A 23,404-nucleotide genomic window follows, 5' to 3' on the forward strand; every position below is an offset into this window, starting at 1 on the left:
TCCTTGTGAGTATAGAGTGTGATAAACAACATGACTTCATACATAGTTTAGATATGGTAATTTATGGTTTTAGAAAAGTTCTTCGAATTTTTCTTCTTCCGCAACTACTTCTACTGTTTGTAAGATCATTGTTTCTTTGTTTGCTACAGCTTCATCGATTAACGGTGTGAAATCATATTTCGCTTCAAAACGGTTTGCTTTTTCACGCTTCGGTTTTGTAGCTGGGCTTGCTGGTGTGAATACTGTACAGCAATCTTCGTACGGACGAATTGAAATATCATATGTGCCAATTTCTTCAGCGATTTTAATAATTTCTAATTTATCCATCGTAATAAGCGGACGAATAACTGGGTAGTTTGTTACTTCGTTAATCGTATGCATACTATCTAACGTTTGGCTTGCTACTTGTCCAAGACTTTCACCAGTCGTAATTGCAAGTGCGTTGCGCTCTTCTGCGATACGCTCTGTAATACGCATCATCATACGGCGCATAACCGTCATTGAATAGCTAGATGGAATTTCTTTATTAATCGTTTTTTGTACTTCTGTAAATGGAACAAGGTGAAGCGTTACACGTTTACAGTACTTCGTTAACTCTTGTGCTAAATCGATTACTTTTTGTTTTGCACGCTCGCTTGTGAAAGGTGGACTATGGAAGTGAACTGCTTCCACAGATACGCCGCGCTTCATCGTTAAGTACGCTGCTACCGGGCTATCAATACCACCAGAAAGAAGTACCATTACTTTACCGCCAACGCCAACTGGTAAACCGCCAGCTCCCATGCGCTCGTCGCACATAATGTAGCTATAGCCACTGCGAATTTCTACGCGTACATTTACATCTGGATTATGAACATCTACTGTAATATCTTCTGTATTTTCTAGAATGTACCCACCAATCTCAGGTAGTAATTCCATCGTTCTCATTGGGAAATGCTTATAAGAACGGTGTACAGTAATTTTAAATGTTTTCACATCGCCTTTTACTTGTAAGAAAGCTGCTAATGCACCTTTTTTAATATCTTCTAATTCTGATGGTACTTTCATTGCTAGGTTAAACTTATGAATACCAAATACATCTTGCAATCTTTCAGAGATTGCTTCATGGTCTTCACCATTTAATTGGATGTACATGCGGTCATGTGTTGCATCGATTTTAATATTTGGGAACTTTTTCAGTTTGAACTTCACGTTATCTTTTAATGTGCTTACAAACTTAGAACGGTTCTTACCTTTTGTCGTCATTTCTCCGTAACGCACTAAAATATATTCATATGTCATCATATTTCTTTACCTCATCACTTCATATAATTTTGGCATTGTCTCTTTTACAATACCTTCAAATTGTTTTACTTCTTCCATCGTGTTTTCTGGTGCCAAACTAATACGAATAGCGCTTGCAGCTGCGGCATGCGGTACGCCCATTGACACTAACACTCTGCTCACTTCATTTGCTTTTGAAGAACAAGCAGACTTTGTCGATACATAAACACCGTGTTCTTCTAAAGCATGAACGACCACTTCCGGTTTTAAACCAACAAATGATACATTTAAAATGTGCGGTGCTGCATATGCAAGCGACGTATTAATCGTTACATCTTCTATCTCTTTAAAGAAACGTACAAGCTCTGTTTGTAAACTTTGCAAATGAGCTATCTTTTCTTTCACTTGTTCCATCGTCATGCGAAGTGCTTTCACCATCGCTACAATGCCCGGTAAGTTCTCTGTACCGGAGCGATACTTAAGCTCTTGTTGACCACCTGATAAGATTGGATCTAATCTTACGCCATCACGTACGTAAAGAAGTCCTGTTCCCTTTACGCTATGAAATTTATGCCCAGATATTGAACAAAGATCAATATGAGAAGCGTATAAATCAAGTGGTACTTTTCCTATCCCTTGTACATGGTCCACATGGAATCTTATTTTCGGATAATTCGATAATAACGTTCCAATTTCAGCAACAGGCTGAATTGCTCCAGTCTCGTTGTTCACATGAATAATTGACACAAGAATCGTATCTTCACGAAGCGCTCGTTTTACATCTTCTACCGATACAACACCATGCTCGTTAACCGGTAAATATGTTACATCAAACCCAAGCTCTTCTAATTGCTTATATGCTTCAAACACAGACGCGTGTTCAATATTCGTTGTAATGATATGTTTGCCGCGCGAACGATTCCTCATCGCAATCCCTTTAATCGCAAGGTTATTCCCTTCCGTTCCACCTGATGTGAAAATAATTTCAGAAGGTTTAACGTGAAGGAGCTGCGCTGCAATTGTTCTTGATTGTGTTAATAGACGCTCTGCCTCTCCTCCTAGCGAATGAATAGAAGAAGGATTTCCAAAATATTTTCCAGCAACCGTTACGTACGATTGAAGGGCTTCTGGATATGGCTTCGTCGTCGCACTATTATCAAAATAGATCATCGTTCTTCCCCTTTCAGCGCTATCACATCATATAATCATATCACAAATACGTGTAATTACGCTAAGACTACTCAAAGGTTCCGTTTTATCTCGATTGATGAAGGCTAATAATTAGTGGGATGCCCCTACTCATTATAATTTCACTTTCTTTTCAAACGAACAACCTTACTGTATTCCGCTATTCATTATAGCAACATCGCCCTTAAAATTACACAAAAAAACAAACCCTTTATTAAAGGGTTTGCTCATTGTCTACATATTCAGCTATTTTTTGAACAACACCAGGTTCAAGTTGCTCTAGTACAGAAGCCGCTTGTTCTAAAGCTGCATCGTATTGATATTCGCGGAATAATTTCTCCGCATAATTTAAGCTCTCTGCAAGATTCTCATCGTGACTGCGGTAACGATTACCGTATTGAATTAATTTTTCAACTAAATATGCTTGTCCAATTAACTCTTCTGTCATTTCAGCTACACCATTAACAGTTTTGTATGCTTCTTCTAAACTACTATTTACAGCATTCATATTTAACGGCTTCACTTCTAATTGATCATAAACAGCTTGCATCGCCATTTGTCCTCTTTGTAAATCTTCCATAATGCTCTCTGGAAGACCTGGCAAATTTGATTTTTGCATAAAGCGCTTCGTTTCTACAATTGTATTTCGCATTTCTTGTAACTTCTCACGCGCTTCAAATTCTTCTTTACGCATCGTTTGTAGCATTTCTTTATACTCTGCATGAAGTACTTTCAACGTTTCACATTGCTCATAAATCTCTTCTAGTTCCTCACGAATAATAGAGAAAGCAATATCTTGCTCAGCAACGCGTAATTGCAGTACTTCAAAACGTTTCGTTAAAATGTGCATTTGCTTTTCAATTACTTTTTGAGACTCAATGTCCTTATCTTGTAATTGATAGCTTTGTTTCACAAGTTGTGTTTCTGCTTTCGTTTCAATCGTTTCAGTTCGGATTTCTTCTAAATCTTCATAAACAGAAAGTGTTTTTTGCTCCACATAATGTCTCGCATGTACTTCTTGTTCAAGTTGATCATAGAAACCATCTAAACGAGTTTTTAAGTTTTCTACTTTTTCAGCTGCTTCCGTTATGTGCAGCTCCTGTATATCCATTAAACATGTGTGTAGTTGTGTCGTCATATCGCGTACTTCTTTAGGAATTTCCAAATACTCTAATACATAGCCTTGTCTTACCATATCATTATGGCCGTGCAATAAATCTTCCAGCTGAACTGGTAATGTCGCCTGACATTCTACCAATAAATCTGGAATTTGGTGAATAATGATTTCTAAATCCGCTAAACCTTCTTCCAAACTAATAACGATTTCTCTCGCTTTTAAATAATCGCCATTATCTGTTGCTTCTTCAAAAGTTTTAAATTTATTAGATTCAGCATCTAGCATTTCTTCAATTTTCTGTTCAGCAGCTCCATACATATGTCTATGTGCTAGAACACTCTTTTTCATACTACGATATGTATCACGTAATCCTTCAATTTCCGAACTATTTTTCTCATGGCTTTCTAACAATTGCTGTAATTCATTTAAAATGTCAGTAATACGATTATCAGCGTCATCTAAACCACTTATGGATTCATTCATCGCATGCTTTGCTTTTCGGAAGGAGAATTGCGAGGCGAATTTTCGCGCTTGCGCTAAATCTTTTTCAGCTTTCGGAAGGGTTGTTGATACAATTTCATCCCATTCTTCACGCCATTTGCCAAACAGTTCTTCTGTTTGACCCGTCATATTTAAATCTTTTACCCGTTTTAGTTCATCTGCCACAGGCTTATCTTTTATTTCTTGTTTCCACTGCTCCAGTGCCGCAATATCTTTATATGAACGATTTCTTATCACAAGCTCTATCATGAGCAGCACTAGAATAGAGCTTACTACAATGATAACGATCGTCAGGATAGAATCCATGCAAAAAAGCCTCCTAGTTATATCTCTTTTTTTGTCCGTTCCGTTTATGAAATGGAAGGCATTATGTATAAAAAGGGAATTCCCCTATATTTAACAACTAACAATGTACTAATCATACCATGTAATGGCGTGTTTTTGACCTAGTTTTTTTTAAAATTTCATGTTTCTTTCAATGCAGACGTAATCTTTTTCAATATTACGTTTGCATTACCTCTTATCATCAAATGAATGCCATAAAGTGAAACTTTAATCAGTGTGTGGGGGGCCCCCCACTAATTATCAGCCCTCACCAATCGGGCTTTTACGGGCAGCCCGACCCCCACCTAACTTCTTTGCTTTCGCTGAATTTTGAGGTGGGGTCTTACTGCCCGGCAAATAGCGAGATAAAGAGCCTTCTTCCCTATGTGATATGAAATAAATTTTGCGCATGAGTGGGGGTTCAACAGAAATCACATGTACATTCCCTTGCCTTACCGCTTGCTCTACCGCCATTTCTGGAAGTAACGTAATACCAAGACCAGCTTTTACCATTGCAAGCATCGGTTCTGCATAAGATGTTTCAACAGCTATAGTTGGGTTTGCACCTATATCGTGAAACATGTTCATAATCATTTTCCGTACATCACATATTTCTGGATATACAATTAACTTGTCGTTTTGCAACTCTTCCATTTGAATGACCGTCTTCTCTTTGTACGGATGGTTATTTGAAACGGCGCAAACGATTTTTTCTTCTCGCACTTCTTTTATATACGTAGCGTCTTCTACTACTGAATCAATGAACATCGCTTCAATCTCCCGCGCTTTAAATAATTCCCTTAATCCTTTCGTATGCTCGATTTTCCACTCTACTTCGAATGCATCACCTAATATATCTTTACACTCTGATATGTAATGCTCGGCTAAACTTGGTAATATACCAATTGAAAGTTTCCGGTTCTCTTGATACCCCTTCATTTTCGTTCTCACTTCATGTATTTGTTCCAAAATCGGTAACATTCTTTGTATAAATAACTCTCCCGCCTCTGTTAACTCCACTCCTTGAGCAGAACGCTTAAGTAACGTAACCTCTAAATCCGCTTCTAATCTTTGAATTTGTTTACTAAGCGCTGGTTGAGAAATATGTAAAAGCTTACTCGCCTTTGATAAACTTCGCGTATGCTTTACTTCTATAAACGATCGTACTGCCTCTAAATCCATCGTACACACCTCTAACAAAAAGTTATAACTGCTATAAAAAATTGATATTTCCTCTTAGAAGAAATCAATCTTTATACTTATTTCATCAACTTACTATAACGAAATGTAAAGGGGAAAGATACTCTTGAACAAAAAACAAATGCTACTCGGATCCACCCTATGCTTACTCGCTGTAATCGCTTGGGGATTTATGTTTCCCGTAATGGCGAATGCTTTGCAATTTATAGATCCGTTCTTCTTCACCACTATCCGATATGGATCAGCAGCTATTATTTTCCTTATACTTCTCTTAATCGCTGAAGGAAAACATTCACTCCGCTTAGAAAAACGAACACTTTCGTTATTCTTTTATGGAACAGTCGGTTTCGCAGGATACGGTTTTCTCGTTTTTTATGGTCAACAACTTGCTGGGCCTGCTGGAGCAATCCATGCGGCGATGATTCAATCTCTTATGCCACTCATCGCCTTATTATTACAGTGGATAATAAAAAACAAGCGCCCACAAAACTACACATTTCTTTGTATGTTCGTTGCACTATTCGGTGTTATGCTTGTCATTTCGAAAGGAAATATTCACTTATTATTTGGAGCAGCAAGTCACTTCTCCACGAATATACTCATGTTATGCGGCGTTACTTGTTGGGTCATTTACACGAACGGTGGTGCACAATTCCCGTCTTGGTCACCACTTCGATATACGACATTAACTTGTTTATTCGGCTCGATTTCACTCGTTTTTATTGTCACTGTATTAACATATACAAACGTAATTACTGTACCGTCACTACGTACAATCGTAAGCGTTCGTTTTGAACTCTTTTACATGTCGATTATTGCAGGCGTTATCGCTGTATTTTGCTGGAACACAGGAAATCGCTATATTTCAGCAATTAACGGCATATTATTTATGAACTTAGTTCCTGTACTTGCTCTTATCGGTTCCATCTTCCGAGGTTATACAGTCGACAAAATTGAAATTGCTGGCGCCTCATTAACAATTATTGCGTTATTATGCAACAATGTATGGCAAAGAAAAGAAACTACAAAAATCCCCACCTCAGTCCATTAGGTGGGGATTCTTCACATATGAACAGCTCTTGGCCATTCATAATACGTATTCGTTTTACACAACGCTTGTTCCATCCATTGCTCAATTTCTTTCGTGTACATTTCTAAGAAGAATGTCTCAGACGGAAACGAATGCAATACTTCTGATATATATTGCGGATATAAAAACGGCATATTCATCATGCCTTTTAATTGCGTCATAAACATTGTAAAAGATACCTTTTGAAACTCTTGTTTCGTCTGCCCTTGTCTAATAATTTGCTCTATATAATATCTTTCTTTTGAAAAATAAATCGTCATCACTTCACGAATTAATGTCGTATCAAGCGAAAGCTCTCGGTAGAAGAAACGTGTTAGCTCTCTATTTTCAAATTGATATCGTAAAATCCCGCGCACCATTTGCACCATCACATCTTTAGCCGGTAAATACTCTCTCTGTTCAAATGACGTTTCAATTACATGAATATATCCTTCTAAAAAATCAGTAATAAGCTGTTCTAATAAACCTTGCTTTCCAGCAAAATAATATGAAATATTCGCTACATTCACATCCGCTCGCTTTGCAATGTCTCGCACCGACGTTCCGTCATACCCTTTCGTATTAAACAACGATATTGCCGCATCAATTACTTTTTGTTTCGTCTGTTTCATGCGCTCACTTCCTCTCACTGAACAGCTATAGTTTAAATTTCTTGACTTTTAAGACAAATTCCTTTAATTTTCTATCGACAAAGTCATGTGAAATACATCGTATTTTGCTAATATTTTACACATCTCGATAAAAAGGGAGTTGTTTCCATGTTTACTAAAGAAAGTTATGCAGGATCTCGTGAACAGCAATATGAGACAGTAATTAAACAACTGGATGCATTATTAACTGGCGAATCAAACGTAGTCGCAAACTTATCAAATGCGTCCGCATTATTAAACCAATTTTTAGATCGTGTGAATTGGGTTGGCTTTTACGTAACAGAAGGAAATCAGCTTGTTCTTGGACCATTCCAAGGAATGCCTGCTTGCGTGCGCATTCCATTTGGGCGAGGCGTTTGCGGCGCGGCAGCTGAAACGAAAACAACGCAGCTTGTAGCAGATGTTCATCAATTCCCAGGACACATCGCTTGCGATAGTGCTTCTAATTCAGAGATCGTTGTACCGATTATGAAAGAAGGAACTGTCATCGGTGTACTTGATATTGACAGTCCCGAAAAAAATCGTTTCGACGAAGTAGATCAGCACTATTTAGAAAAGTTTGTGGAAACACTCCTAAAACATATGTAACAAGAAAAGAGCGAGCTATCGATTCAGTACATCACGTACGAAACCGATAGCTCGCTCTTGTTTTATTGATTCACAGTAGATATTTTCTTTAACGCCTGTTCTAAGTCAGAAACGATGTCCTCCCACGATTCTAAACCGACAGATAAACGTATTAAATTATCATAAATCCCCATTTCTTGTCTTAACTCAGCTGGAATCGCAGCGTGCGTCATCGTCGCTGGATGCTGAATTAACGTTTCTGTATCTCCTAAACTGACCGCAATCGTAATAAAGTGTAAATCATTGATAAACGCTTGCGTCTCTTCTTTCCCGCCTTTTATTGAGAAAGAAATAACACCGCCGCCCCGCTTCATTTGGCGAGATGCTAACTCCCCTTCTGGATACCAAACACCTTCTACCGCGTCATGATTTTTTAGAAACGATACAATTTTTTCTGCATTATCACAATGGCGATCCATTCTTACAGCTAACGTCTTTAATCCGCGTAACAATAACCACGCATCAAACGGCGCCATAATACCGCCGATATCTTTTCGCATCGGGCGAATTTTTTCGGCTAACGCCTTCGTTTTACAAATCGTTACACCCGCTACTACATCGCCGTGGCCACCAATATATTTTGTCGCACTATGCACAACAGCGTCACAGCCAAGTTCCAGTGGTCTTTGTAAATAAGGTGAACAGAACGTATTATCAACAATAACAAGTAAGCCATTTCGCTTCGCAACCCGAATCACCTGTTTTAAATCAATTAATTTCATCGTCGGATTAATCGGTGTTTCAACGAAAATAAGCTTTGTATTGGGGCGAATCTTACTTTCAAGATCTTCTTCTGTCTCCATATCACAAAACGAATGTGTAATCATAAATTTCTCTTCTAGCACTTCTAAGAAGCCGTACGTACATCCATATAATCCATTTGAACAAATAATATGATCTCCAGCCTTTAAAAAACCAATTAAAGTTGCTGAAATAGCTGCCATACCGGATCCGAAGGCAAGCGCTTCTTCTCCTCCTTCTAACACCGCCATACGTTCTTCAAATAATTTCACAGTTGGATTTCCAAGTCTTGAGTAAATATAAGATGGATCCACTCCCGCAAAACTCGCCTCGCCTTGCTCCGCCGTCTCAAATGTAAATGTAGACGTTTGAAATAAAGGTGGTGTTAAACTTCCTTTATGTTCCTCAGATGTATAACCGTGATGAATTAACGCTGTCTCCATATGCTTCTTTTTCATAAAAACATCCCCTTTTATGTTTTTATTGCCGCATATCCATCAACAAAAATTTGATGAACGTTTTTACTACATTTTATGTAAGCGTTTTACTTGTGTTTCTATCTCTTCTTTTATATTGTTTTAAATTCCTTCTTGTTAATTTCCAAAATTTATATGCATAAAACAAAAACGTACTCGCTTGACGAAACTCTAGGTAAAAGATATAATAGCGTTTGTGTAAAATAAAAAGGCAGCCTTGTAATGTGAGTTTATCGTTTGTATTTTGTTCCTCTACGGAGGTGTATCTCGTAACTCCCTGCTGCTGGAGCGAAGGTACATGAAAACAAAATGCCCGTAAATATCGATTACGTCTGTTTTTATTTTACGTAAATAAAAACATTTTTAAAGGAGGAGTCAACTATGGCTCGTTATACAGGTCCAGCTTGGAAACTGTCTCGTCGTCTTGGAATCTCTCTAAGCGGCACAGGAAAAGAATTAGAAAAACGCCCTTACGCACCAGGTCCTCACGGTCCTAACCAACGTAAGAAACTTTCAGAATACGGTTTACAATTACAAGAGAAACAAAAACTTCGTCACATGTACGGCATGACTGAGCGTCAATTCCGTCGCACATTTGACCAAGCAGGTAAAATGCCTGGTAAGCACGGCGAAAACTTCATGATCCTTCTTGAAGCTCGTCTTGACAACTTAGTTTACCGTATGGGCTTAGCTCGCACTCGTCGTGCAGCTCGCCAATTAGTAAACCACGGTCACATCACAGTTGATGGATCTCGCGTAGATATCCCATCTTACCGTGTAAAACCTGGTCAAACTATCAGCGTTCGCGAAAAATCTAACAGCCTTGTTGTTGTTAAAGAAGCGATCGAAGTTAACAACTTCGTACCAGAATACTTAACTTTCGATGCTGACAAATTAGAAGCTACTTACACTCGTCACGCTGAGCGCGCTGAGTTACCAGCTGAAATCAACGAAGCATTAATCGTAGAGTTCTACTCTCGTTAATTCAATCGCTTAGTAGATGACAGTATTAAAAACCCTAGAAAAAGCGTTATTACAACGTTTCTAGGGTTTTTTCTATTCTCATGCTTTGTAAAATACCCTAAATAAAATTAATGATTTGGGGGAGGTTTTTTGGGGGACTTTTGGGATAAAATAAGCGTGGGCAAATGCTATTTCCCCTAGATTTTTATATGCAACTTAGTATAAAGATTACTTCATTTATTTTTCATTTTTAATCGTTATATCCCCCATTGTTAGTGACGTAATTTTAATTATTTTACCATGCTTTCTAGATAAAACACTTTCAAAAATAGGCTTTAACTTACGAACCTTTTCTTCTGTTATTTCAATGGTCCATTTAGTCATATTCTCCCATCTTTCTCAGCTTCCTCTTCAGCTTTACGTGCTGCCAATATACGTGGTACCGAAGTTCTCATAAAAAATTCCGCCATTTTTAATGCTGTTTCATCACTTGGCGGATTATCTAACACAGTTCGTTCTTTTCTTTCCATAAGAGCAACTCACCTTTCATTTTCGATACGGATAAGTTTTACTTTGAGGATTTTTTACCTCTTTTCTTTTTATCTCCTTTGTAAGTGAGTATCGTACACAACTTACCATCTTCCAGAACAAACTTTCTATCATAATCCGCTAAAATTTCCTCACGATTTATTCTTTCTATTTTTTCACCAACTCGCCAGTATCCTGCACGAAGCAGAAACTCAGAATAACCTTCTGGAATAGGGAATTTAGAGGATGTAATATTTACATTTTCATCCTTAAATCGGTATGATTTACTTGTTGAGGAAGGGAATTTATGAGTTTAAACATGTATCTAGGAGAAGTACATACCCAAACACAAAGCATGAATGCTGTATGTACGGCTACCATTCAAGGCATGGAACAAGCCATTCAGTCGATTGACGCTTTTGCAGTTGATACTGTTCTACAAGGACAAACATATAGCAGTGCAAAATCATTTTTTGTACAAACCTTTCGTCCTTTAGCACAAGGGATCATTTACTTATGTGAAGAATTAATCCGTCAGAATGATGCCTTTCCAAGTCAATTTCAATCACAGGTAGCTTCAACCGATGTAATCGAACAAGAAATACTAGAACAAATTCGAGGGATTGACCGAATGAGAGCAGGTGTTGAAGGGATTAGTAATGTCCTTCCAGCTATGCAAGCGATGATGAGTATTTGTGATATGATGAAACGGAAACTGCAAGAAAAGTTAGAACACCTACATGAATTCAATTATACTTCTAGTAGTAATTATGATACAGCACTCCAACTAGCCACTAGTATTGCTACGGGGCTTGCAGAAGTACAAAGTGGAAAAGGTTTTAGTCCTACAAGTGGTACATTTAGTACACAAGGGTTGAATATGGAATGGGCAACGTCTATTCAAGCGATAGAAGAAGATAGGGCACGTAAAGCGGACAATTCGATTAAAGATGGAGAAATGTGCGGTAGGCTAGAGGAGAAATCTCCGATTAGAAAGGCTTGGGACGATAAGGTAGACGATGTAGTTAAAATGTTCGAAACAGTAAAAAAGATGTGGAATGGTACTGTAATCGGAACAGGGAAAGCTGTTGAAGATGAAATCAAGTCCATGGAAGCTTTAAGTAATATGGATATAGGAACTTTTATTAATGTTACATATGCGATTTTACATTTGGATGAAACGACAAAAAATATGTGGCATACATTTTCAAGTACTGTGAAACGAGATATTATAGATGGAGATGCAGAGAGCATTACACAATGGACTACTTATGGATTAACCCAAATAGGCATCGGTCTAATTCTCGATAGGGGACTAGGTAGAGCAGGCCTCGTCACAAAAGGAGCAGGTGGAGCAAGTACATTAGCTAAAGGTGTAACGCTAGTAAAAGAATTGAAGCAAGTATCGGAAATTTTACAATCTTTTAAGAAAGATGTTTCTTATGCTTTCTCTGGTGGAAATGGTATACGATCTGGATTTGATACACCTGATTTTAGACAAGCTAACAAGATTACCATACCTGAAAGCAGTATTAAACATTCAGATATAGGTGACTTTACAACAAATCCTAAAACAGGTGATATTTCAAAAATGAAGGGTGGAGGACATGGACAAAGTAATATTGAATTCTTAGAAGAAAACAATATGGATTATGAAATAACTAAAGTATACGAAAACGGTGTTAGAGTAGGTAATGTTCCTGAACACAAGGTGAAAAGAAAAAGAATAGGTTCAAATCAATCATGGTTTCCCGAAAACTGGACAGATTCTGATATTGCAGCGGCAGGTGCTAAGGTTGCTGAATTACCCGAATTTTCCAGCGCAGAAAATGGTGTGACTATTTTCGGAGAGTATAATGGGGTTAGGGTTGGAGTTATAAAAACAAATGGAGAAATAGGGACTATTTTCCCAGATGCTACTCAACAACCGTAGATAGAGTTTGGAGGATTAATATGAATATAGAAAATAAAATGCAAGTTATATTAGATAAAAGAAAAAAATTAAATTTAAATGATGATTATGGAATACAAAAAAGTTGGAATGAAATAATAGAAGTTCTCTCAGAAAATGAGGAAAATACTATAAGATATTTAGAGAATTGTAGTAAAGAAGATTTATATTGGATAAGTGAAGTTTTTGAAGATATTGCAGAAATTGTGCAAAGTAAAGAATTTATTAATTGTTTAAGAAAATTAGATAAAAAATTTCCAGAATTAGAAATGACAAAGGATATTGATATAGCAGAAAGTTATATAGAAAACCTTTAAATTAAATGGTAAGCCGCCCACCTAAAAATGAGCGGCTTTCTTCATTACCTAATTCATTTTATACTGTCTTATTTGATCTAATGTTAACATTTCGTTTCAATGCTAATAATACATTAGAATTATCATTTCTAAATTTAGAACGTGTACCTTCTTTTACACCTTTCAATGTAATAAATAAACATATACTAAATAAAAAAGTTTACTGATTATATACCTCAGTAAGCTTTTTATTGAATATGGATAAGTTCGTTTTGTCATATATTAATACCTTTAATCAATTTATAAAACGCAATATTTACAGTCTTTACATTAAATTGGTATAATTTAACTATTAAGTCAACTTATTAATATCCTATCTATTTTATATAACATAGAGTAATTTAAAGCATAAAATTAAAGGTTAATAAAACTTTTTTATAGAAAAAATACATAAATGAATTTATAATGAGAAAGGCTTTTAGAAAAGGAGGATAGAAAGGTGTTACGTAAATGTTTAACAATTATAGAAGATAATTTACCTCAACATGAACTAGAGAGGGTCTCCCGACTCCTTTACTCATCATATAATCCTTTTGACTTCGATTCTAAAATTTGGACTAACATACAAGAAATAATTCCAAATGAAGTATTTGATAAAATAAAACCCTTTAAACGAACAGTAGTCGGTCACGCTATCATAAATGAATTGGTTATGAAATACTTCCCTGGTGAAATTACCATAAAATACAATTTCATTAAAAATCACCTTAATCGCCTTAATGAAATTACTGTATTTGAATTAAAAATAAATTCAAGTAGGTTAGATATCAGAAGGATTAATGGTAAGTCTATTGCATATGAAATAAAGACAGAACTAGACACATTGGATAAATTACATAAACAAATTACAGACTATTCAAAGGTATTTGAGTAGGTTTATGTCATTATTCATCCTTCACATTTAAAAAAGGTCACTGAATTAGTCCCGCAGCATTGCGGAATAATTACCTATAATTTAAAACATGGTGTTTGTAAATTTAGTTTCCGAAAAAAGGCGTTAAAAAGTGACAATATGAAACCAGAAGCACAACTTTCAACTTTAACAAATAAAGAGTTAGATTGGATTATAAAAGCAAGTAAAATTGACAATATTGTTTCTAATAAAAAGGTAAAAGAAGAAATAATTGTCGAGAAAGTAAATTATAAAAAAATTAATACCCTCTATAAGAAGGTATTAAAAAAAAGATATAATAAAAATTGGGGATACCTTTGTAATCACTTTGAAAAAATTATGCCAGTGGATATTCAGTCTTTTTTCTCAACACAAGCTGATCCTTACTGGGTATATTATAAAAATTCCTCCATAGTATAAAGGTAAAAGCCAACCTTTCCACTCAGGTTGGCTTTTACCTTTTTTAATTTTATTGTATATTCCATCTATACTTTTACATCCTCGACAATTATCTTTGTGCACTTTCGTAAAACTACTCCATACTTGAGAAGAAACTATAGATGGAGCTACCATACTTTCGAAAGTATCTGCCTGTTCTTTTATACCTTTAAATCCATAATAAGAATTATCGTCCCATGAATACTTAATATAACCAGGGCTTATTATCCCACCATCAGTTAATTCATCTTTTTTAACTCCACAATAATCCCCAAATGCTGAAAAACCAAGTGAACTATAAGCAGTTAACAAACTATTATCAGCCTCTTGAATAATAGCATTGTGATTTAAACTCACATTTGAAACAGTTCTTGGAATAGCCGATCTTAGTAGTACACTCTTACATTTTTTTGATGAACTTAGCTGTTGTACACTTTTATACAAATTATCATTTGCAGGGTGCGTGTGCGGAGTTTCATCTAAATCGAGTATTATAATATCCCTTTCTGTAACAATGTTGACTAATTCCTTCATAGGAAAAAACTCGCTCTAAAGTGGACAAAAAGAGATAATGAGTATTTGATAAAAGGCGAGATACCAAAAGACTATTTCAGAATTCATGAATAAGAGGGTGCAAATATGAAATTATACTTTAAAGATAATGAAATAGGTGAAATTAGAGACATTTTTGTAGAAACACCATGGATGTATGGAACTATACATTTAAATGATAATAGTAAACCCTATCAAGAATATTTTCGTGAAATGGTAGACGAAGAGAGTACTTTTGACTTTGAAAGTATTGACCCTGAATTTCTAGACGATGAAAATTGGTCCGTTTTCGATGAAAACGAAGGGAAATATTTAGGAATCGACATTCCAGCAATCCACATTGAAGATAAAACGATTGCATGGCGATGGAGATAAAAATCACACAAAGAAGAACACCTGATTAATATTTAAACTAACGTTTACGCTAGCTTTCTCCTTTGTTTCGAATCAAATATCATGGAAAAGGAATATTTGATTCTACTGGTGAAAATATCATAACTAAGATACTTCCCAATGAACTGTATCAAGCAAATTATAAATTTGCAAAGACTTCAATTTCACGTACGAAAAAAGAAACAAATTTAGGGAAAATTTTGAGACGTATTTTAAAAAAATGAAAGGTAAATATGCTATTAAGATTAGATTTAGGGAGGAATAATTGATGGCATATGATTTAGAACTTGAAATAAAAGAGGTACTTGAGAAAATTGAATTTGTAGAAAGATATAAATCCTTATCAGAAAAATTTTCCGATAGAACAAATACATTTGAAAACTATGAAAATGAAAAAGCTATTGAAGTATTCGAGTCTCTTGGCTATAAAGCTCGTTACAATAAAAAAGAAGACTTTTTTATTGTAGGAGAAGTAAAAAACAAAGATGTCTACACCTTTAGATTCAACATCAGCTTAAAATATGGTGTTGCTGAATTGATTTGGGAAGCATGGCATAATGGTGAAGTTAGAGCTGGAGACCCTTGGGACATATTTATAAGATTGTTATCAAATGACACGGAAAAAGTACCCGTGCTATATTTCCACAGTTACGATGAACTCAAAGAAATCATGAAAATCGCCTTTGAAATGTACGAAGATTTTAAGCGAGAATTAATTCCTATTTATTCATAATTTAAAAAGCTACCGAAGACAACTAAACAGTTACTTCGAGTAGCTTTTATTTATATTAAAGTTATTTATTTTCCTCTTTCTGAACATATACATAAGCATCTTTCTGCTCTTTATGTATATCAGCCTTCGTATCCTCTGCAAGCTGACCCGCATTTAGCAAAGAAAAGATAATGAGCGCTTCTAGTGACATTTCGTTTTACCACTCCTTTCTATTTGTTATACGTTTATCATACCGCTTACATGTGATTTCCGTATGAACTCGAAAAGGAGATTACAACAAAAGGGTTACAGGCCTATGAATGCACGCTATAATAACCATAAAATAGGAGGTTGATTCATTTTGACAATAAACCAAATGGTTCAATTGGGTAGTGCATGTATGCTGTTTATTACTTCCGCACTTATTAATTGGTATCAGGGGAGTAATTTGATAGATGATCCTGATGAATGGAAATATAGTGCTAAGTTTACGAATTACTTTAAAGGCACTGTTTCAAATTACCAAGATATTTATCAAATAGACTTCTTTATATATGCAGCAAAATTCTATCCGGCGGCATTTATCGTTATGTTAATTAGCTTGCTTTATATGCTCATATTAATTCTTCATATTCTATTTACAAGAAAGAATCAGGTAATCTAAATTCATACATAAAAACCCCGAATCATAAACTTTTCAGCCTACAATTCGGGGTACTATTTGTTATATATTCGTTTCTAATTAGTAACGAATTAAGAAATATTTCTTTTTACCGCGGCGAATGATTGTGAATTTACCTTCGATGCGGTCGTTTTCTGTTACAACGTAGTCTAATGCTTGTGTACGCTCACCGTTTACGTAGATTGCGCCGTTCGTTACATCTTCACGTGCTTGACGTTTTGATGGAGAGATTTTGCTTTCTACAAGTAAGTCGATTAATACTGTATCTTCTGCAGTACGTTCTACAGATGGTACGTCTTTGAATCCTTGTTCGATTTCGCTTGCAGTCAGTTCTGCTACAGAACCGCTGAATAGTGCAGCTGAAATTTTAATTGCTTGCTCTAATGCTTCTTCGCCGTGAACAAGTTTTGTCATTTCAGAACCTAATGCTTTTTGTGCTGCACGTTTTTCTGGTGCTTCAGCTACTTGCTTCTCAAGCTCAAGAATTTCTTCATGAGATAAGAATGTGAAGTATTTTAAGTATTTAACAACGTCGCGATCATCTGTGTTAATCCAGAATTGGTAGAACTCGTAAGGAGTTGTTTTTTCTGGGTCTAACCAAATTGCGCCGCCTTCTGTTTTACCAAACTTCGTACCGTCAGATTTAGTAACAAGTGGAATTGTTAAACCGAATGCTTTCGCATCTTCTTCTGATTTACGGATTAATTCAAGACCAGCTGTAATGTTACCCCATTGGTCACTACCACCGATTTGTAGGCGGCAATTATGGTTTTGGTATAAGTTTAAGAAGTCGTATGATTGTAAAATCATGTAACTAAACTCAGTGAATGAAATACCAGTATCTAAACGAGATGCTACTGTATCTTTTGCTAACATATAGTTTAAACCGAAGTTTTTACCGATATCGCGTAAGAATGAAATTACATCTAAGTTACCAAGCCAATCATAGTTGTTAGCCATTGTTGCTGGGTTGTCCACATTTTCAAACTCTAAGAAGTTTGAAAGTTGGTTTTTAATGCTTTCTGTGTAGTAAGCAACTGTATCTTTCGTATTTAATGTACGCTCTGCTTTTTTACCACTTGGGTCACCGATCATACCAGTACCACCGCCAACAAGTGCGATTGGTTGGTGACCAGCTAATTGGAATCGACGTAACATTAATACTGGTAACATATGACCGATGTGTAAGCTATCCGCTGTCGGGTCGAAACCACAGTATAATTTAACGCTTTCTTTTTCTAGTAATTGCTCAAGGCCTTCAGCATCTGTTTGCTGATTAATTAGACCGCGAAATTCAAGATCTTGTAAAATACCCATATCCTACATACTCTCCTTTAAGTTCATTACTGGCGTGAAGGTTGAAAACATAAAAAAATCGCCCCTTCAAATAAGGGACGATTTTAATCATCGCGTTACCACCCTAGTTGCAGACCAAAAAAGCCTACCACCTTATTTACATAACGGCTTAGCACCGTCTTTTCCCTTTTGAATATAACTCAATCGAAAAAAGATGCTCTAGGGGCGTAATTCGCGATCATCTATGTGCTGATTTTCACCGGCCATCAGCTCTCTAAAACAGGGAAATGATCACTACTTCTCCCTTTCCACGCTCAATTATTCATATACTTTTCTTTATACCATCATTTATATAGGCGTGTCAAATAAGGGCCTGATTTCTCACCTTGCCAATCCTTTACAACGTTGCAAAGAGTATCGTAATAAGAGAAAGAACTGGAACACCAACTAATATCGAAACATGAAAAACCATCGATAGATCATTCCCAATCGTCGCTTCCACAGGATCTTTCGCCGGAGAAGCAAGAAATCCGATTAATCGATCGAAGCGACTTACCGTTTTTGGAAAATCTGGTATTTCTACATGGTCACTATCTAAATGCTGCTGTAATTTATATTCATTCTTAAAGGGATTTTCGCTCAATTTCATCCACCTCCAGCAATTGTTTCAATTTCTTTATTCCGTTATGAAGTCTCGACTTCACCGTTCCGACTGGAATATCTAACACCTCTGCAATCTCTTTTTGCTGCATGTCATGATAATAAGAAAGGATTAGGACCGCTCTTTGCTCTTCGGGAACTTTCAAAATTGCCTCTCTTACTGTGAGCCGATCTTCGTGAGAAAATTCTTTTTCCTGAATCGGCACTAAAAATGGCAAAAGCGTACGCCACTTTTTTCTTCTATTTAATTTATTAATCATAAGACGATAACCAATTTGAAATAAATACGTTTTTATTTTGCCCTTTTCAGGTTCATACATATGTTTCTTACGCTCTAGCGTCAAAAACGTATCTTGCACGAGGTCGATACTCAATTGTTCATCTCGGTTAAATCGATACAAAAATGTGTATAACGCTGGTTTGATTAAAACATATAGTTTTTCTCCCGCCTGCTTATCCCCACTTTGATACGCAAGCATGAGTTCCTCCTCAATCCCAATCTGCGCCATGATTTTTGATCTCCTTTATTCCTTTTAACGTTAATGAAATGCGGGAAATTAAATAGCAACTAGCGACAATGATCCATACTTGCGATTGATTCGTAAAAAATTGAACATACGGGTTTTGAATTGTCTGTCCGGTTGAAACTAAAATATTTAATGTTTGCACACATATGCATGCATACACTGCAAGACAAGCCGAAATCGTATCAAATACATTCCAGCGAAAGTACACTTTTGTTTTTGTAAAATCAATTTTATATCCTTTTTTCCGTACTATATATTTTCTATCAAATGGAATGATGATGGAAAACATCACAATCATCATAACGCCAGCTGTAATCATTGAAACTTTAAATCCGATTGGCATCGGTAATAGCAAACCACAAGAAAATACGACTATAATTCCAATTAAAGCAAAAGTAAGAAGTAACTTATTAGACATATAAAAGCCTCCCTCATCTATTCTTTCATAAATGTATACAGACGAGGAAGGCGCTTCGTTCAAATATTATTTTATTTTTTTTATAATTTTTGCAGGATTCCCGCCAACTACTACATTAGCCGGTACATCTTTCGTTACGACGGCGCCAGATGCGATAACGGCATTGTCTCCAATTGTTACACCTGGATTAATAATCGCCCTTCCGCCAATCCATACGTTATCGCCAATTGTAACTGGTTTTCCATATTCTAATCCACTTATGCGCTCTACTGGATCAAGCGGGTGTGTTGCTGTATAAATGTGAACGCCTGGAGCTAACATACAATTCACTCCGATTGTTACTGGGCATACGTCTAAAATCGTACAGTCAAAGTTCGCGTAAAAATTTTCGCCAACATGAATGTTGTAACCGTAATCGCATCTAAAAGAAGACTCAAGATGAATATTATCTCCTGTCGTTCCGAATAGTTCTTTTACAATTTCGCTACGCTCTTTTAATTGCACTTCTGGCGTATCATTGAATTTTCTCGTTAATATACGTGCTTGCGCTCTCTCTTTTACTAAAACTGGATCAGCCGGTATGTACATTTCTCCTAGTATCATCTTTTCTTTTTCTGTTTTCATCATACTATCCCCTTTAACTCGTATGTATAAGTTTGATTTTATTTTACATCAACAAATATTTTTTTCAACCATAACCTTTTATACAAGCCAGCCCTTTTTATATAGCACATAATGGTTTTCTAAAAACAATTCATTGTATTTAGGGAATAGGCGTTTCACTTGTTTCTCTAATTTAAAACCTATTTGTTCCATAGACCTGCACGAATTGATATTATTATCCCAAGCCTGCGCATGAACTTCATCCACATCTAAAGTTAAAAATATGTAATTATATATTAAGTTTCTCGCTTCTCTATTGACACCTGTTCGCCAAAACTTACGTGCAATTCGCTGAGCTTCTGAAGTTACAATTAACTTTTTATTTTCATTCACCGTTGGCATAGAGATCCAATATGTCCCTATCATTTCCTTTGATTGTTTCATTACAATTGACCAAGCCATAATATCTTTTAAATTTTTATAAGTATGCAACAAGTCCTTAATTTCATTACTATCTTTTGGAATCGTATTCCCCGTCCAACAATGCATATCGGGATCTTTCATTACCTCATACCATTGTTGGTAATCCTTTTCCGGTTCTACAGAACGTAAGCACACTATGTCTCCTTCTAAAATTGGTATCTTCATCTATATTAACTCCTTTATTATTTACAAAAAGAAAAGTCTGAACGCTTTTCGTTCAGACCTTTCTCTCTTAATCTTCCATCGTTGATAAGTCACCTGTCGGTAAATTCAGCTCCCACGCTTTTAATACGCGGCGCATAATTTTACCACTTCTCGTTTTCGGTAATTTATCTTTAAATTCAATTTGCCTTGGCGCTGCATGAGCTGCTAGGCCTTTCTTTACAAATTGACGAATTTCTTCTTTTAATTCTTCTGACTGCTCGTACCCTGCACGAAGCGCGATAAATGCTTTAATGATTTCGCCGCGCACTGGATCCGGAATACCAATTACACCAGCTTCTGCAACCGCAGCGTGCTCGATTAATTTGCTTTCTACTTCAAACGGACCAACGCGCTCACCTGACGTCATAATTACATCATCAATGCGCCCTTGGAACCAGAAGTATCCGTCTTCATCCATATAGGCAGAGTCACCTGATACGTACCAATCTCCCGGCATGAAGTAAGATTCATATTTTTGCTGGTTATTCCAGATTGCACGCATCATAGCTGGCCAACCTTTCGCAATCGCTAAGTTCCCCATTGTGTATGGAGGCACTTCATTTCCATCATTATCAACAATCGCTGCTTTCACACCTGGAATTGGTTTACCCATTGAACCTGGACGGATTTCCATACAAGGGTAGTTACAAATAACTTGTCCACCTGTTTCTGTCATCCACCACGTATCATGAATACGAAGTCCAAATGCGTTCATACCCCAGCGAATTACTTCTGGATTTAATGGCTCACCAACGCTTAATACGTGGCGTACTTGTGATAGATCATATTTTTTAATTGCATCTTGTCCAGCACCCATTAACATACGGAACGCTGTTGGTGCACTATACCAAACTGTTACACCGTAATCTTGCAGTGCTTCATACCACGCTTCTGGACTAAAGCGTCCACCTAAAACAACATTTGATGCTCCAACTAACCACGGTGCGAAAATACCGTAAGCCGTTCCAGTTACCCAGCCTGGATCAGCTGTGCACCAATATACATCGTCTTCTTTTAAATCTAATACCCACTTCGCCGTTTGATAGTGCTGCACCATTGCGTTTTGCGCATGAAGCACACCTTTTGGCTTACCAGTAGAACCAGACGTATAGTGAAGAATTAAACCGTCTTCACGGCCTAACCATTCGATATGTAATTCTTTTGAAGCTTGTTCAAATAAAGGATTGAACGCTACCGTTTTACCGCCTTCTTCTACATTATCTCCAACAAGGAAGACTGTTTTTAAAGCAGGTAAATCATTTAATGGTACGCGCTCTAGCAATTCAGGCGTTGTAATTAACACCTTTGCTTCGCTATCTTCTAAACGATCGCGAACTGCGCCTTCCATAAATGCTTCAAATAGTGGCCCAACAATTGCCCCTAATTTCACCGCACCTAAAAGTGCAAAATATAATTCTGGAGAACGCGGCATAAAAATAAAAACGCGATCGCCTTTTTCAACATCGCCATAATTTTTCAGGACGTTTCCTGCTTTATTAGAAAAATCCTTCATTTCCTTAAATGTATATTTCTCTTTTCGCGATCCATCTTGATAATAAAGGGCTACTTTATTTTTACGATCGGATTTCGCATGCTTATCAATTGCTTCATACGCCATATTTACTCGGCCTGTCTCATTCCAAGTAAAATTTTTATTAACCTCTTCCCAGTTAAAATTCGCGTATGCCTCTTCATAATTCGGCAAATTATTTTTTCCTTTAATGACTGGAAGCGTTTCTACTTTCATACTTTACATCCCCCTCCTATGTATTCTATCATCTATTATAATGACATTATTTAAAATTTTCAGTATATTTGTTGATTTTTAGACAAATTTTTAATGACAAAATTCGATTCACATCGCATATATTATAAAGTACGATATTAATAGATTCTCAAAACCTCAAGGTGGTGAGCAATACATTGATCCATAAAAAAATATATAATGCTAGAAATTTAAAAACAGCGAAAGGCACTTTAATTATTGAAGGTCCTGTCTCTACACATAACTTAGAAATGTATGAATTTCATCCAGATTTAGTTGCGTTCCGTCCTGCCGAGCAGCAATATAAAGCAATTGTCGAAATTTCTAAATTACCAGAAGCTCGTCTCATTATTGCTAGACATGACCAAATGATTGTTGGATATGTTACATACTTGTATCCTGATCCACTCGAGCGATGGTCAGAAGGAAAAATAGAAAACTTAATTGAGCTCGGGGCGATTGAAGTTGTCCCAGCCTTCCGCGGTTGTGCTGTTGGAAAAAACTTATTAGAAGTTTCAATGATGGACGATCATATGGAAGATTATATTATATTGACGACTGAATATTATTGGCACTGGGATTTAAAACAGACAGGCTTAAATGTTTGGGAATACCGAAAAGTAATGGAGAAGATGATGAATGCTGGTGGTTTACAATGGATGGCTACAGATGATCCTGAAATTTGTTCCCACCCTGCCAACTGTTTAATGGTCCGCATCGGTAAACGTGTTGATACGGATTCTATTCAAGCATTTGATCGTCTACGTTTTCACAATCGTTTTATGTATTAATAAAGGGGGCAAC

28 protein-coding genes, 1 pseudogene and 1 other annotated feature are annotated in these 23,404 nt (G+C 36.4%); of the genes and pseudogenes, 11 read left to right on the forward strand and 18 right to left on the reverse strand.

The window, feature by feature from the left end:
• Nucleotides 1-69: 69 nt before the first annotated feature.
• The 4 genes and pseudogenes from thiI to ACQKNI_RS11425 form a co-directional block, all read right to left on the reverse strand.
• Nucleotides 70-1,284: a tRNA uracil 4-sulfurtransferase ThiI gene (gene thiI / locus ACQKNI_RS11410; RefSeq protein WP_088232210.1), complete on the reverse strand. Its 1,215-nt coding sequence runs from the start codon at nucleotides 1,282-1,284 to the stop codon at nucleotides 70-72.
• 6 nt (nucleotides 1,285-1,290) lie between these two features.
• Nucleotides 1,291-2,433, reverse strand: coding sequence for a cysteine desulfurase family protein (locus ACQKNI_RS11415; protein ID WP_098841311.1), 1,143 nt, complete (start codon nucleotides 2,431-2,433; stop codon nucleotides 1,291-1,293).
• Nucleotides 2,434-2,665: 232 nt separating this feature from the next.
• Nucleotides 2,666-4,375, reverse strand: a complete 1,710-nt coding sequence (gene ezrA / locus ACQKNI_RS11420; protein WP_088232212.1) for a septation ring formation regulator EzrA — start codon at nucleotides 4,373-4,375, stop codon at nucleotides 2,666-2,668.
• 393 nt (nucleotides 4,376-4,768) lie between these two features.
• Nucleotides 4,769-5,575: pseudogene (locus tag ACQKNI_RS11425) on the reverse strand (LysR family transcriptional regulator); the annotation flags it as partial.
• Between the two features lie 124 nt (nucleotides 5,576-5,699).
• Here ACQKNI_RS11425 and ACQKNI_RS11430 point away from each other — a divergent pair.
• Complete coding sequence (locus tag ACQKNI_RS11430) at nucleotides 5,700-6,644, forward strand: DMT family transporter (RefSeq protein ID WP_088232214.1); 945 nt, start codon at nucleotides 5,700-5,702, stop codon at nucleotides 6,642-6,644.
• A gap of 11 nt (nucleotides 6,645-6,655) precedes the next feature.
• On the opposite strand, the gene refZ is transcribed toward ACQKNI_RS11430, so the two are convergent.
• On the reverse strand, nucleotides 6,656-7,294 hold the full coding sequence (refZ, locus tag ACQKNI_RS11435) for a forespore capture DNA-binding protein RefZ (RefSeq protein WP_088232215.1): 639 nt from the start codon (nucleotides 7,292-7,294) through the stop codon (nucleotides 6,656-6,658).
• 147 nt (nucleotides 7,295-7,441) lie between these two features.
• On the opposite strand from refZ, the gene ACQKNI_RS11440 reads away from it, so the two are divergent.
• Entirely contained in the window at nucleotides 7,442-7,921 is a 480-nt protein-coding gene (locus tag ACQKNI_RS11440) for a GAF domain-containing protein (RefSeq protein WP_088232216.1), read from the forward strand.
• Between the two features lie 62 nt (nucleotides 7,922-7,983).
• Here the strand turns inward: ACQKNI_RS11440 and megL are convergent, their stop codons facing one another.
• The gene (gene megL, locus ACQKNI_RS11445; protein WP_098253191.1) at nucleotides 7,984-9,159 is read right to left on the reverse strand and encodes a methionine gamma-lyase; all 1,176 of its coding nucleotides are present in this window, start codon (nucleotides 9,157-9,159) and stop codon (nucleotides 7,984-7,986) included.
• A gap of 399 nt (nucleotides 9,160-9,558) precedes the next feature.
• Between megL and rpsD the strand changes: the two genes are divergently transcribed.
• Nucleotides 9,559-10,161, forward strand: coding sequence for a 30S ribosomal protein S4 (rpsD, locus tag ACQKNI_RS11450; RefSeq protein WP_071710345.1), 603 nt, complete (start codon nucleotides 9,559-9,561; stop codon nucleotides 10,159-10,161).
• A gap of 216 nt (nucleotides 10,162-10,377) precedes the next feature.
• On the opposite strand, the gene ACQKNI_RS11455 is transcribed toward rpsD, so the two are convergent.
• The 3 genes from ACQKNI_RS11455 to ACQKNI_RS11465 are packed head-to-tail and all read right to left on the reverse strand — an operon-like array spanning nucleotide 10,378 to nucleotide 10,921.
• Nucleotides 10,378-10,524 (reverse strand): hypothetical protein, encoded by a 147-nt coding sequence (locus ACQKNI_RS11455; protein ID WP_170933782.1) that lies wholly within the window; start codon nucleotides 10,522-10,524, stop codon nucleotides 10,378-10,380.
• Nucleotides 10,521-10,670, reverse strand: coding sequence for a hypothetical protein (locus ACQKNI_RS11460; RefSeq protein ID WP_170933783.1), 150 nt, complete (start codon nucleotides 10,668-10,670; stop codon nucleotides 10,521-10,523). The genes ACQKNI_RS11455 and ACQKNI_RS11460 overlap by 4 nt, the downstream gene beginning before the upstream one ends.
• 38 nt (nucleotides 10,671-10,708) lie before the next feature.
• Nucleotides 10,709-10,921 carry a hypothetical protein gene (locus ACQKNI_RS11465; protein ID WP_088232343.1) on the reverse strand — a complete coding sequence of 71 codons (213 nt, stop codon included), beginning with the start codon at nucleotides 10,919-10,921 and terminating at the stop codon, nucleotides 10,709-10,711.
• Between the two features lie 54 nt (nucleotides 10,922-10,975).
• On the opposite strand from ACQKNI_RS11465, the gene ACQKNI_RS11470 reads away from it, so the two are divergent.
• The 4 genes from ACQKNI_RS11470 to ACQKNI_RS11485 all read left to right on the forward strand — a co-directional run bounded on the left by ACQKNI_RS11470 (nucleotide 10,976) and on the right by ACQKNI_RS11485 (nucleotide 14,287).
• Nucleotides 10,976-12,601 carry an EndoU domain-containing protein gene (locus ACQKNI_RS11470; protein WP_088232218.1) on the forward strand — a complete coding sequence of 542 codons (1,626 nt, stop codon included), beginning with the start codon at nucleotides 10,976-10,978 and terminating at the stop codon, nucleotides 12,599-12,601.
• 20 nt (nucleotides 12,602-12,621) lie between these two features.
• Entirely contained in the window at nucleotides 12,622-12,936 is a 315-nt protein-coding gene (locus ACQKNI_RS11475; RefSeq protein ID WP_098356947.1) for a hypothetical protein, read from the forward strand.
• Between the two features lie 478 nt (nucleotides 12,937-13,414).
• Entirely contained in the window at nucleotides 13,415-13,849 is a 435-nt protein-coding gene (locus ACQKNI_RS11480; protein WP_427282372.1) for a hypothetical protein, read from the forward strand.
• Nucleotides 13,850-13,987: 138 nt separating this feature from the next.
• Nucleotides 13,988-14,287 carry a hypothetical protein gene (locus ACQKNI_RS11485; protein ID WP_098253193.1) on the forward strand — a complete coding sequence of 100 codons (300 nt, stop codon included), beginning with the start codon at nucleotides 13,988-13,990 and terminating at the stop codon, nucleotides 14,285-14,287.
• On the opposite strand, the gene ACQKNI_RS11490 is transcribed toward ACQKNI_RS11485, so the two are convergent.
• Nucleotides 14,234-14,839: a beta family protein gene (locus tag ACQKNI_RS11490; RefSeq protein ID WP_088232221.1), complete on the reverse strand. Its 606-nt coding sequence runs from the start codon at nucleotides 14,837-14,839 to the stop codon at nucleotides 14,234-14,236. The two genes, ACQKNI_RS11485 and ACQKNI_RS11490, sit on opposite strands and share 54 nt — an antisense overlap.
• Before the next feature lie 105 nt (nucleotides 14,840-14,944).
• Between ACQKNI_RS11490 and ACQKNI_RS11495 the strand changes: the two genes are divergently transcribed.
• Together ACQKNI_RS11495 and ACQKNI_RS11500 are read left to right on the forward strand one after the other, a co-directional pair.
• Nucleotides 14,945-15,232 carry a hypothetical protein gene (locus ACQKNI_RS11495; RefSeq protein ID WP_088232222.1) on the forward strand — a complete coding sequence of 96 codons (288 nt, stop codon included), beginning with the start codon at nucleotides 14,945-14,947 and terminating at the stop codon, nucleotides 15,230-15,232.
• 286 nt (nucleotides 15,233-15,518) lie between these two features.
• The gene (locus ACQKNI_RS11500; protein ID WP_098253194.1) at nucleotides 15,519-15,983 is read left to right on the forward strand and encodes a hypothetical protein; all 465 of its coding nucleotides are present in this window, start codon (nucleotides 15,519-15,521) and stop codon (nucleotides 15,981-15,983) included.
• A gap of 61 nt (nucleotides 15,984-16,044) precedes the next feature.
• Here ACQKNI_RS11500 and ACQKNI_RS11505 read toward each other — a convergent pair whose 3' ends face one another.
• Nucleotides 16,045-16,173: a transporter gene (locus tag ACQKNI_RS11505; protein WP_088232225.1), complete on the reverse strand. Its 129-nt coding sequence runs from the start codon at nucleotides 16,171-16,173 to the stop codon at nucleotides 16,045-16,047.
• Between the two features lie 150 nt (nucleotides 16,174-16,323).
• Here ACQKNI_RS11505 and ACQKNI_RS11510 point away from each other — a divergent pair, with 150 nt between their 5' ends.
• Complete coding sequence (locus ACQKNI_RS11510; protein ID WP_427282373.1) at nucleotides 16,324-16,626, forward strand: YjdJ family protein; 303 nt, start codon at nucleotides 16,324-16,326, stop codon at nucleotides 16,624-16,626.
• Nucleotides 16,627-16,704: 78 nt separating this feature from the next.
• On the opposite strand, the gene tyrS is transcribed toward ACQKNI_RS11510, so the two are convergent.
• The 7 genes from tyrS to acsA form a co-directional block, all read right to left on the reverse strand.
• Nucleotides 16,705-17,961: a tyrosine--tRNA ligase gene (tyrS, locus tag ACQKNI_RS11515; RefSeq protein ID WP_000512075.1), complete on the reverse strand. Its 1,257-nt coding sequence runs from the start codon at nucleotides 17,959-17,961 to the stop codon at nucleotides 16,705-16,707.
• Between the two features lie 70 nt (nucleotides 17,962-18,031).
• Nucleotides 18,032-18,260: a binding site (T-box leader), on the reverse strand.
• Between the two features lie 77 nt (nucleotides 18,261-18,337).
• Nucleotides 18,338-18,583, reverse strand: a complete 246-nt coding sequence (locus tag ACQKNI_RS11520) for a hypothetical protein (protein ID WP_098253195.1) — start codon at nucleotides 18,581-18,583, stop codon at nucleotides 18,338-18,340.
• On the reverse strand, nucleotides 18,564-19,109 hold the full coding sequence (locus ACQKNI_RS11525; RefSeq protein ID WP_000057192.1) for an RNA polymerase sigma factor: 546 nt from the start codon (nucleotides 19,107-19,109) through the stop codon (nucleotides 18,564-18,566). The genes ACQKNI_RS11520 and ACQKNI_RS11525 overlap by 20 nt, the downstream gene beginning before the upstream one ends.
• Nucleotides 19,090-19,545 carry a hypothetical protein gene (locus tag ACQKNI_RS11530; protein ID WP_088232229.1) on the reverse strand — a complete coding sequence of 152 codons (456 nt, stop codon included), beginning with the start codon at nucleotides 19,543-19,545 and terminating at the stop codon, nucleotides 19,090-19,092. The genes ACQKNI_RS11525 and ACQKNI_RS11530 overlap by 20 nt, the downstream gene beginning before the upstream one ends.
• Before the next feature lie 66 nt (nucleotides 19,546-19,611).
• A complete protein-coding gene (locus tag ACQKNI_RS11535) occupies nucleotides 19,612-20,172 on the reverse strand; it encodes a maltose acetyltransferase domain-containing protein (RefSeq protein WP_088232230.1) in 561 nt (186 codons plus the stop codon).
• A 75-nt stretch (nucleotides 20,173-20,247) separates the two neighbouring features.
• Nucleotides 20,248-20,796 (reverse strand): GNAT family N-acetyltransferase, encoded by a 549-nt coding sequence (locus ACQKNI_RS11540; protein WP_427282374.1) that lies wholly within the window; start codon nucleotides 20,794-20,796, stop codon nucleotides 20,248-20,250.
• Nucleotides 20,797-20,863: 67 nt separating this feature from the next.
• Nucleotides 20,864-22,582 carry an acetate--CoA ligase gene (acsA, locus tag ACQKNI_RS11545; RefSeq protein ID WP_088232232.1) on the reverse strand — a complete coding sequence of 573 codons (1,719 nt, stop codon included), beginning with the start codon at nucleotides 22,580-22,582 and terminating at the stop codon, nucleotides 20,864-20,866.
• A 176-nt stretch (nucleotides 22,583-22,758) separates the two neighbouring features.
• On the opposite strand from acsA, the gene acuA reads away from it, so the two are divergent.
• Nucleotides 22,759-23,391, forward strand: coding sequence for an acetoin utilization protein acetyltransferase AcuA (gene acuA, locus ACQKNI_RS11550; RefSeq protein WP_016130338.1), 633 nt, complete (start codon nucleotides 22,759-22,761; stop codon nucleotides 23,389-23,391).
• Nucleotides 23,392-23,404: the final 13 nt, after the last annotated feature.

This window comes from Bacillus sp. NPDC094064 (genome assembly GCF_050279585.1).
Classification (GTDB): domain Bacteria; phylum Bacillota; class Bacilli; order Bacillales; family Bacillaceae_G; genus Bacillus_A.

Excerpts from the sequence above, each read along its gene's own strand:
- ACQKNI_RS11490 (WP_088232221.1), bottom strand. The coding sequence starts at position 14,839 with ATGAAGGAATTAGTCAACATTGTTACAGAAAGGGATATTATAATACTC.
- thiI (WP_088232210.1), bottom strand. The coding sequence starts at position 1,284 with ATGATGACATATGAATATATTTTAGTGCGTTACGGAGAAATGACGACA.
- ACQKNI_RS11415 (WP_098841311.1), bottom strand. The coding sequence starts at position 2,433 with ATGATCTATTTTGATAATAGTGCGACGACGAAGCCATATCCAGAAGCC.
- ACQKNI_RS11475 (WP_098356947.1), top strand. The coding sequence starts at position 12,622 with ATGAATATAGAAAATAAAATGCAAGTTATATTAGATAAAAGAAAAAAA.
- refZ (WP_088232215.1), bottom strand. The coding sequence starts at position 7,294 with ATGAAACAGACGAAACAAAAAGTAATTGATGCGGCAATATCGTTGTTT.
- ezrA (WP_088232212.1), bottom strand. The coding sequence starts at position 4,375 with ATGGATTCTATCCTGACGATCGTTATCATTGTAGTAAGCTCTATTCTA.
- ACQKNI_RS11485 (WP_098253193.1), top strand. The coding sequence starts at position 13,988 with ATGAAACCAGAAGCACAACTTTCAACTTTAACAAATAAAGAGTTAGAT.
- ACQKNI_RS11525 (WP_000057192.1), bottom strand. The coding sequence starts at position 19,109 with ATGGCGCAGATTGGGATTGAGGAGGAACTCATGCTTGCGTATCAAAGT.
- ACQKNI_RS11440 (WP_088232216.1), top strand. The coding sequence starts at position 7,442 with ATGTTTACTAAAGAAAGTTATGCAGGATCTCGTGAACAGCAATATGAG.
- rpsD (WP_071710345.1), top strand. The coding sequence starts at position 9,559 with ATGGCTCGTTATACAGGTCCAGCTTGGAAACTGTCTCGTCGTCTTGGA.
- ACQKNI_RS11455 (WP_170933782.1), bottom strand. The coding sequence starts at position 10,524 with ATGACTAAATGGACCATTGAAATAACAGAAGAAAAGGTTCGTAAGTTA.
- megL (WP_098253191.1), bottom strand. The coding sequence starts at position 9,159 with ATGAAAAAGAAGCATATGGAGACAGCGTTAATTCATCACGGTTATACA.
- tyrS (WP_000512075.1), bottom strand. The coding sequence starts at position 17,961 with ATGGGTATTTTACAAGATCTTGAATTTCGCGGTCTAATTAATCAGCAA.
- ACQKNI_RS11495 (WP_088232222.1), top strand. The coding sequence starts at position 14,945 with ATGAAATTATACTTTAAAGATAATGAAATAGGTGAAATTAGAGACATT.
- ACQKNI_RS11530 (WP_088232229.1), bottom strand. The coding sequence starts at position 19,545 with ATGTCTAATAAGTTACTTCTTACTTTTGCTTTAATTGGAATTATAGTC.
- acsA (WP_088232232.1), bottom strand. The coding sequence starts at position 22,582 with ATGAAAGTAGAAACGCTTCCAGTCATTAAAGGAAAAAATAATTTGCCG.
- ACQKNI_RS11460 (WP_170933783.1), bottom strand. The coding sequence starts at position 10,670 with ATGGAAAGAAAAGAACGAACTGTGTTAGATAATCCGCCAAGTGATGAA.
- ACQKNI_RS11535 (WP_088232230.1), bottom strand. The coding sequence starts at position 20,172 with ATGATGAAAACAGAAAAAGAAAAGATGATACTAGGAGAAATGTACATA.
- ACQKNI_RS11470 (WP_088232218.1), top strand. The coding sequence starts at position 10,976 with ATGAGTTTAAACATGTATCTAGGAGAAGTACATACCCAAACACAAAGC.
- ACQKNI_RS11500 (WP_098253194.1), top strand. The coding sequence starts at position 15,519 with ATGGCATATGATTTAGAACTTGAAATAAAAGAGGTACTTGAGAAAATT.
- ACQKNI_RS11540 (WP_427282374.1), bottom strand. The coding sequence starts at position 20,796 with ATGAAGATACCAATTTTAGAAGGAGACATAGTGTGCTTACGTTCTGTA.
- ACQKNI_RS11505 (WP_088232225.1), bottom strand. The coding sequence starts at position 16,173 with ATGTCACTAGAAGCGCTCATTATCTTTTCTTTGCTAAATGCGGGTCAG.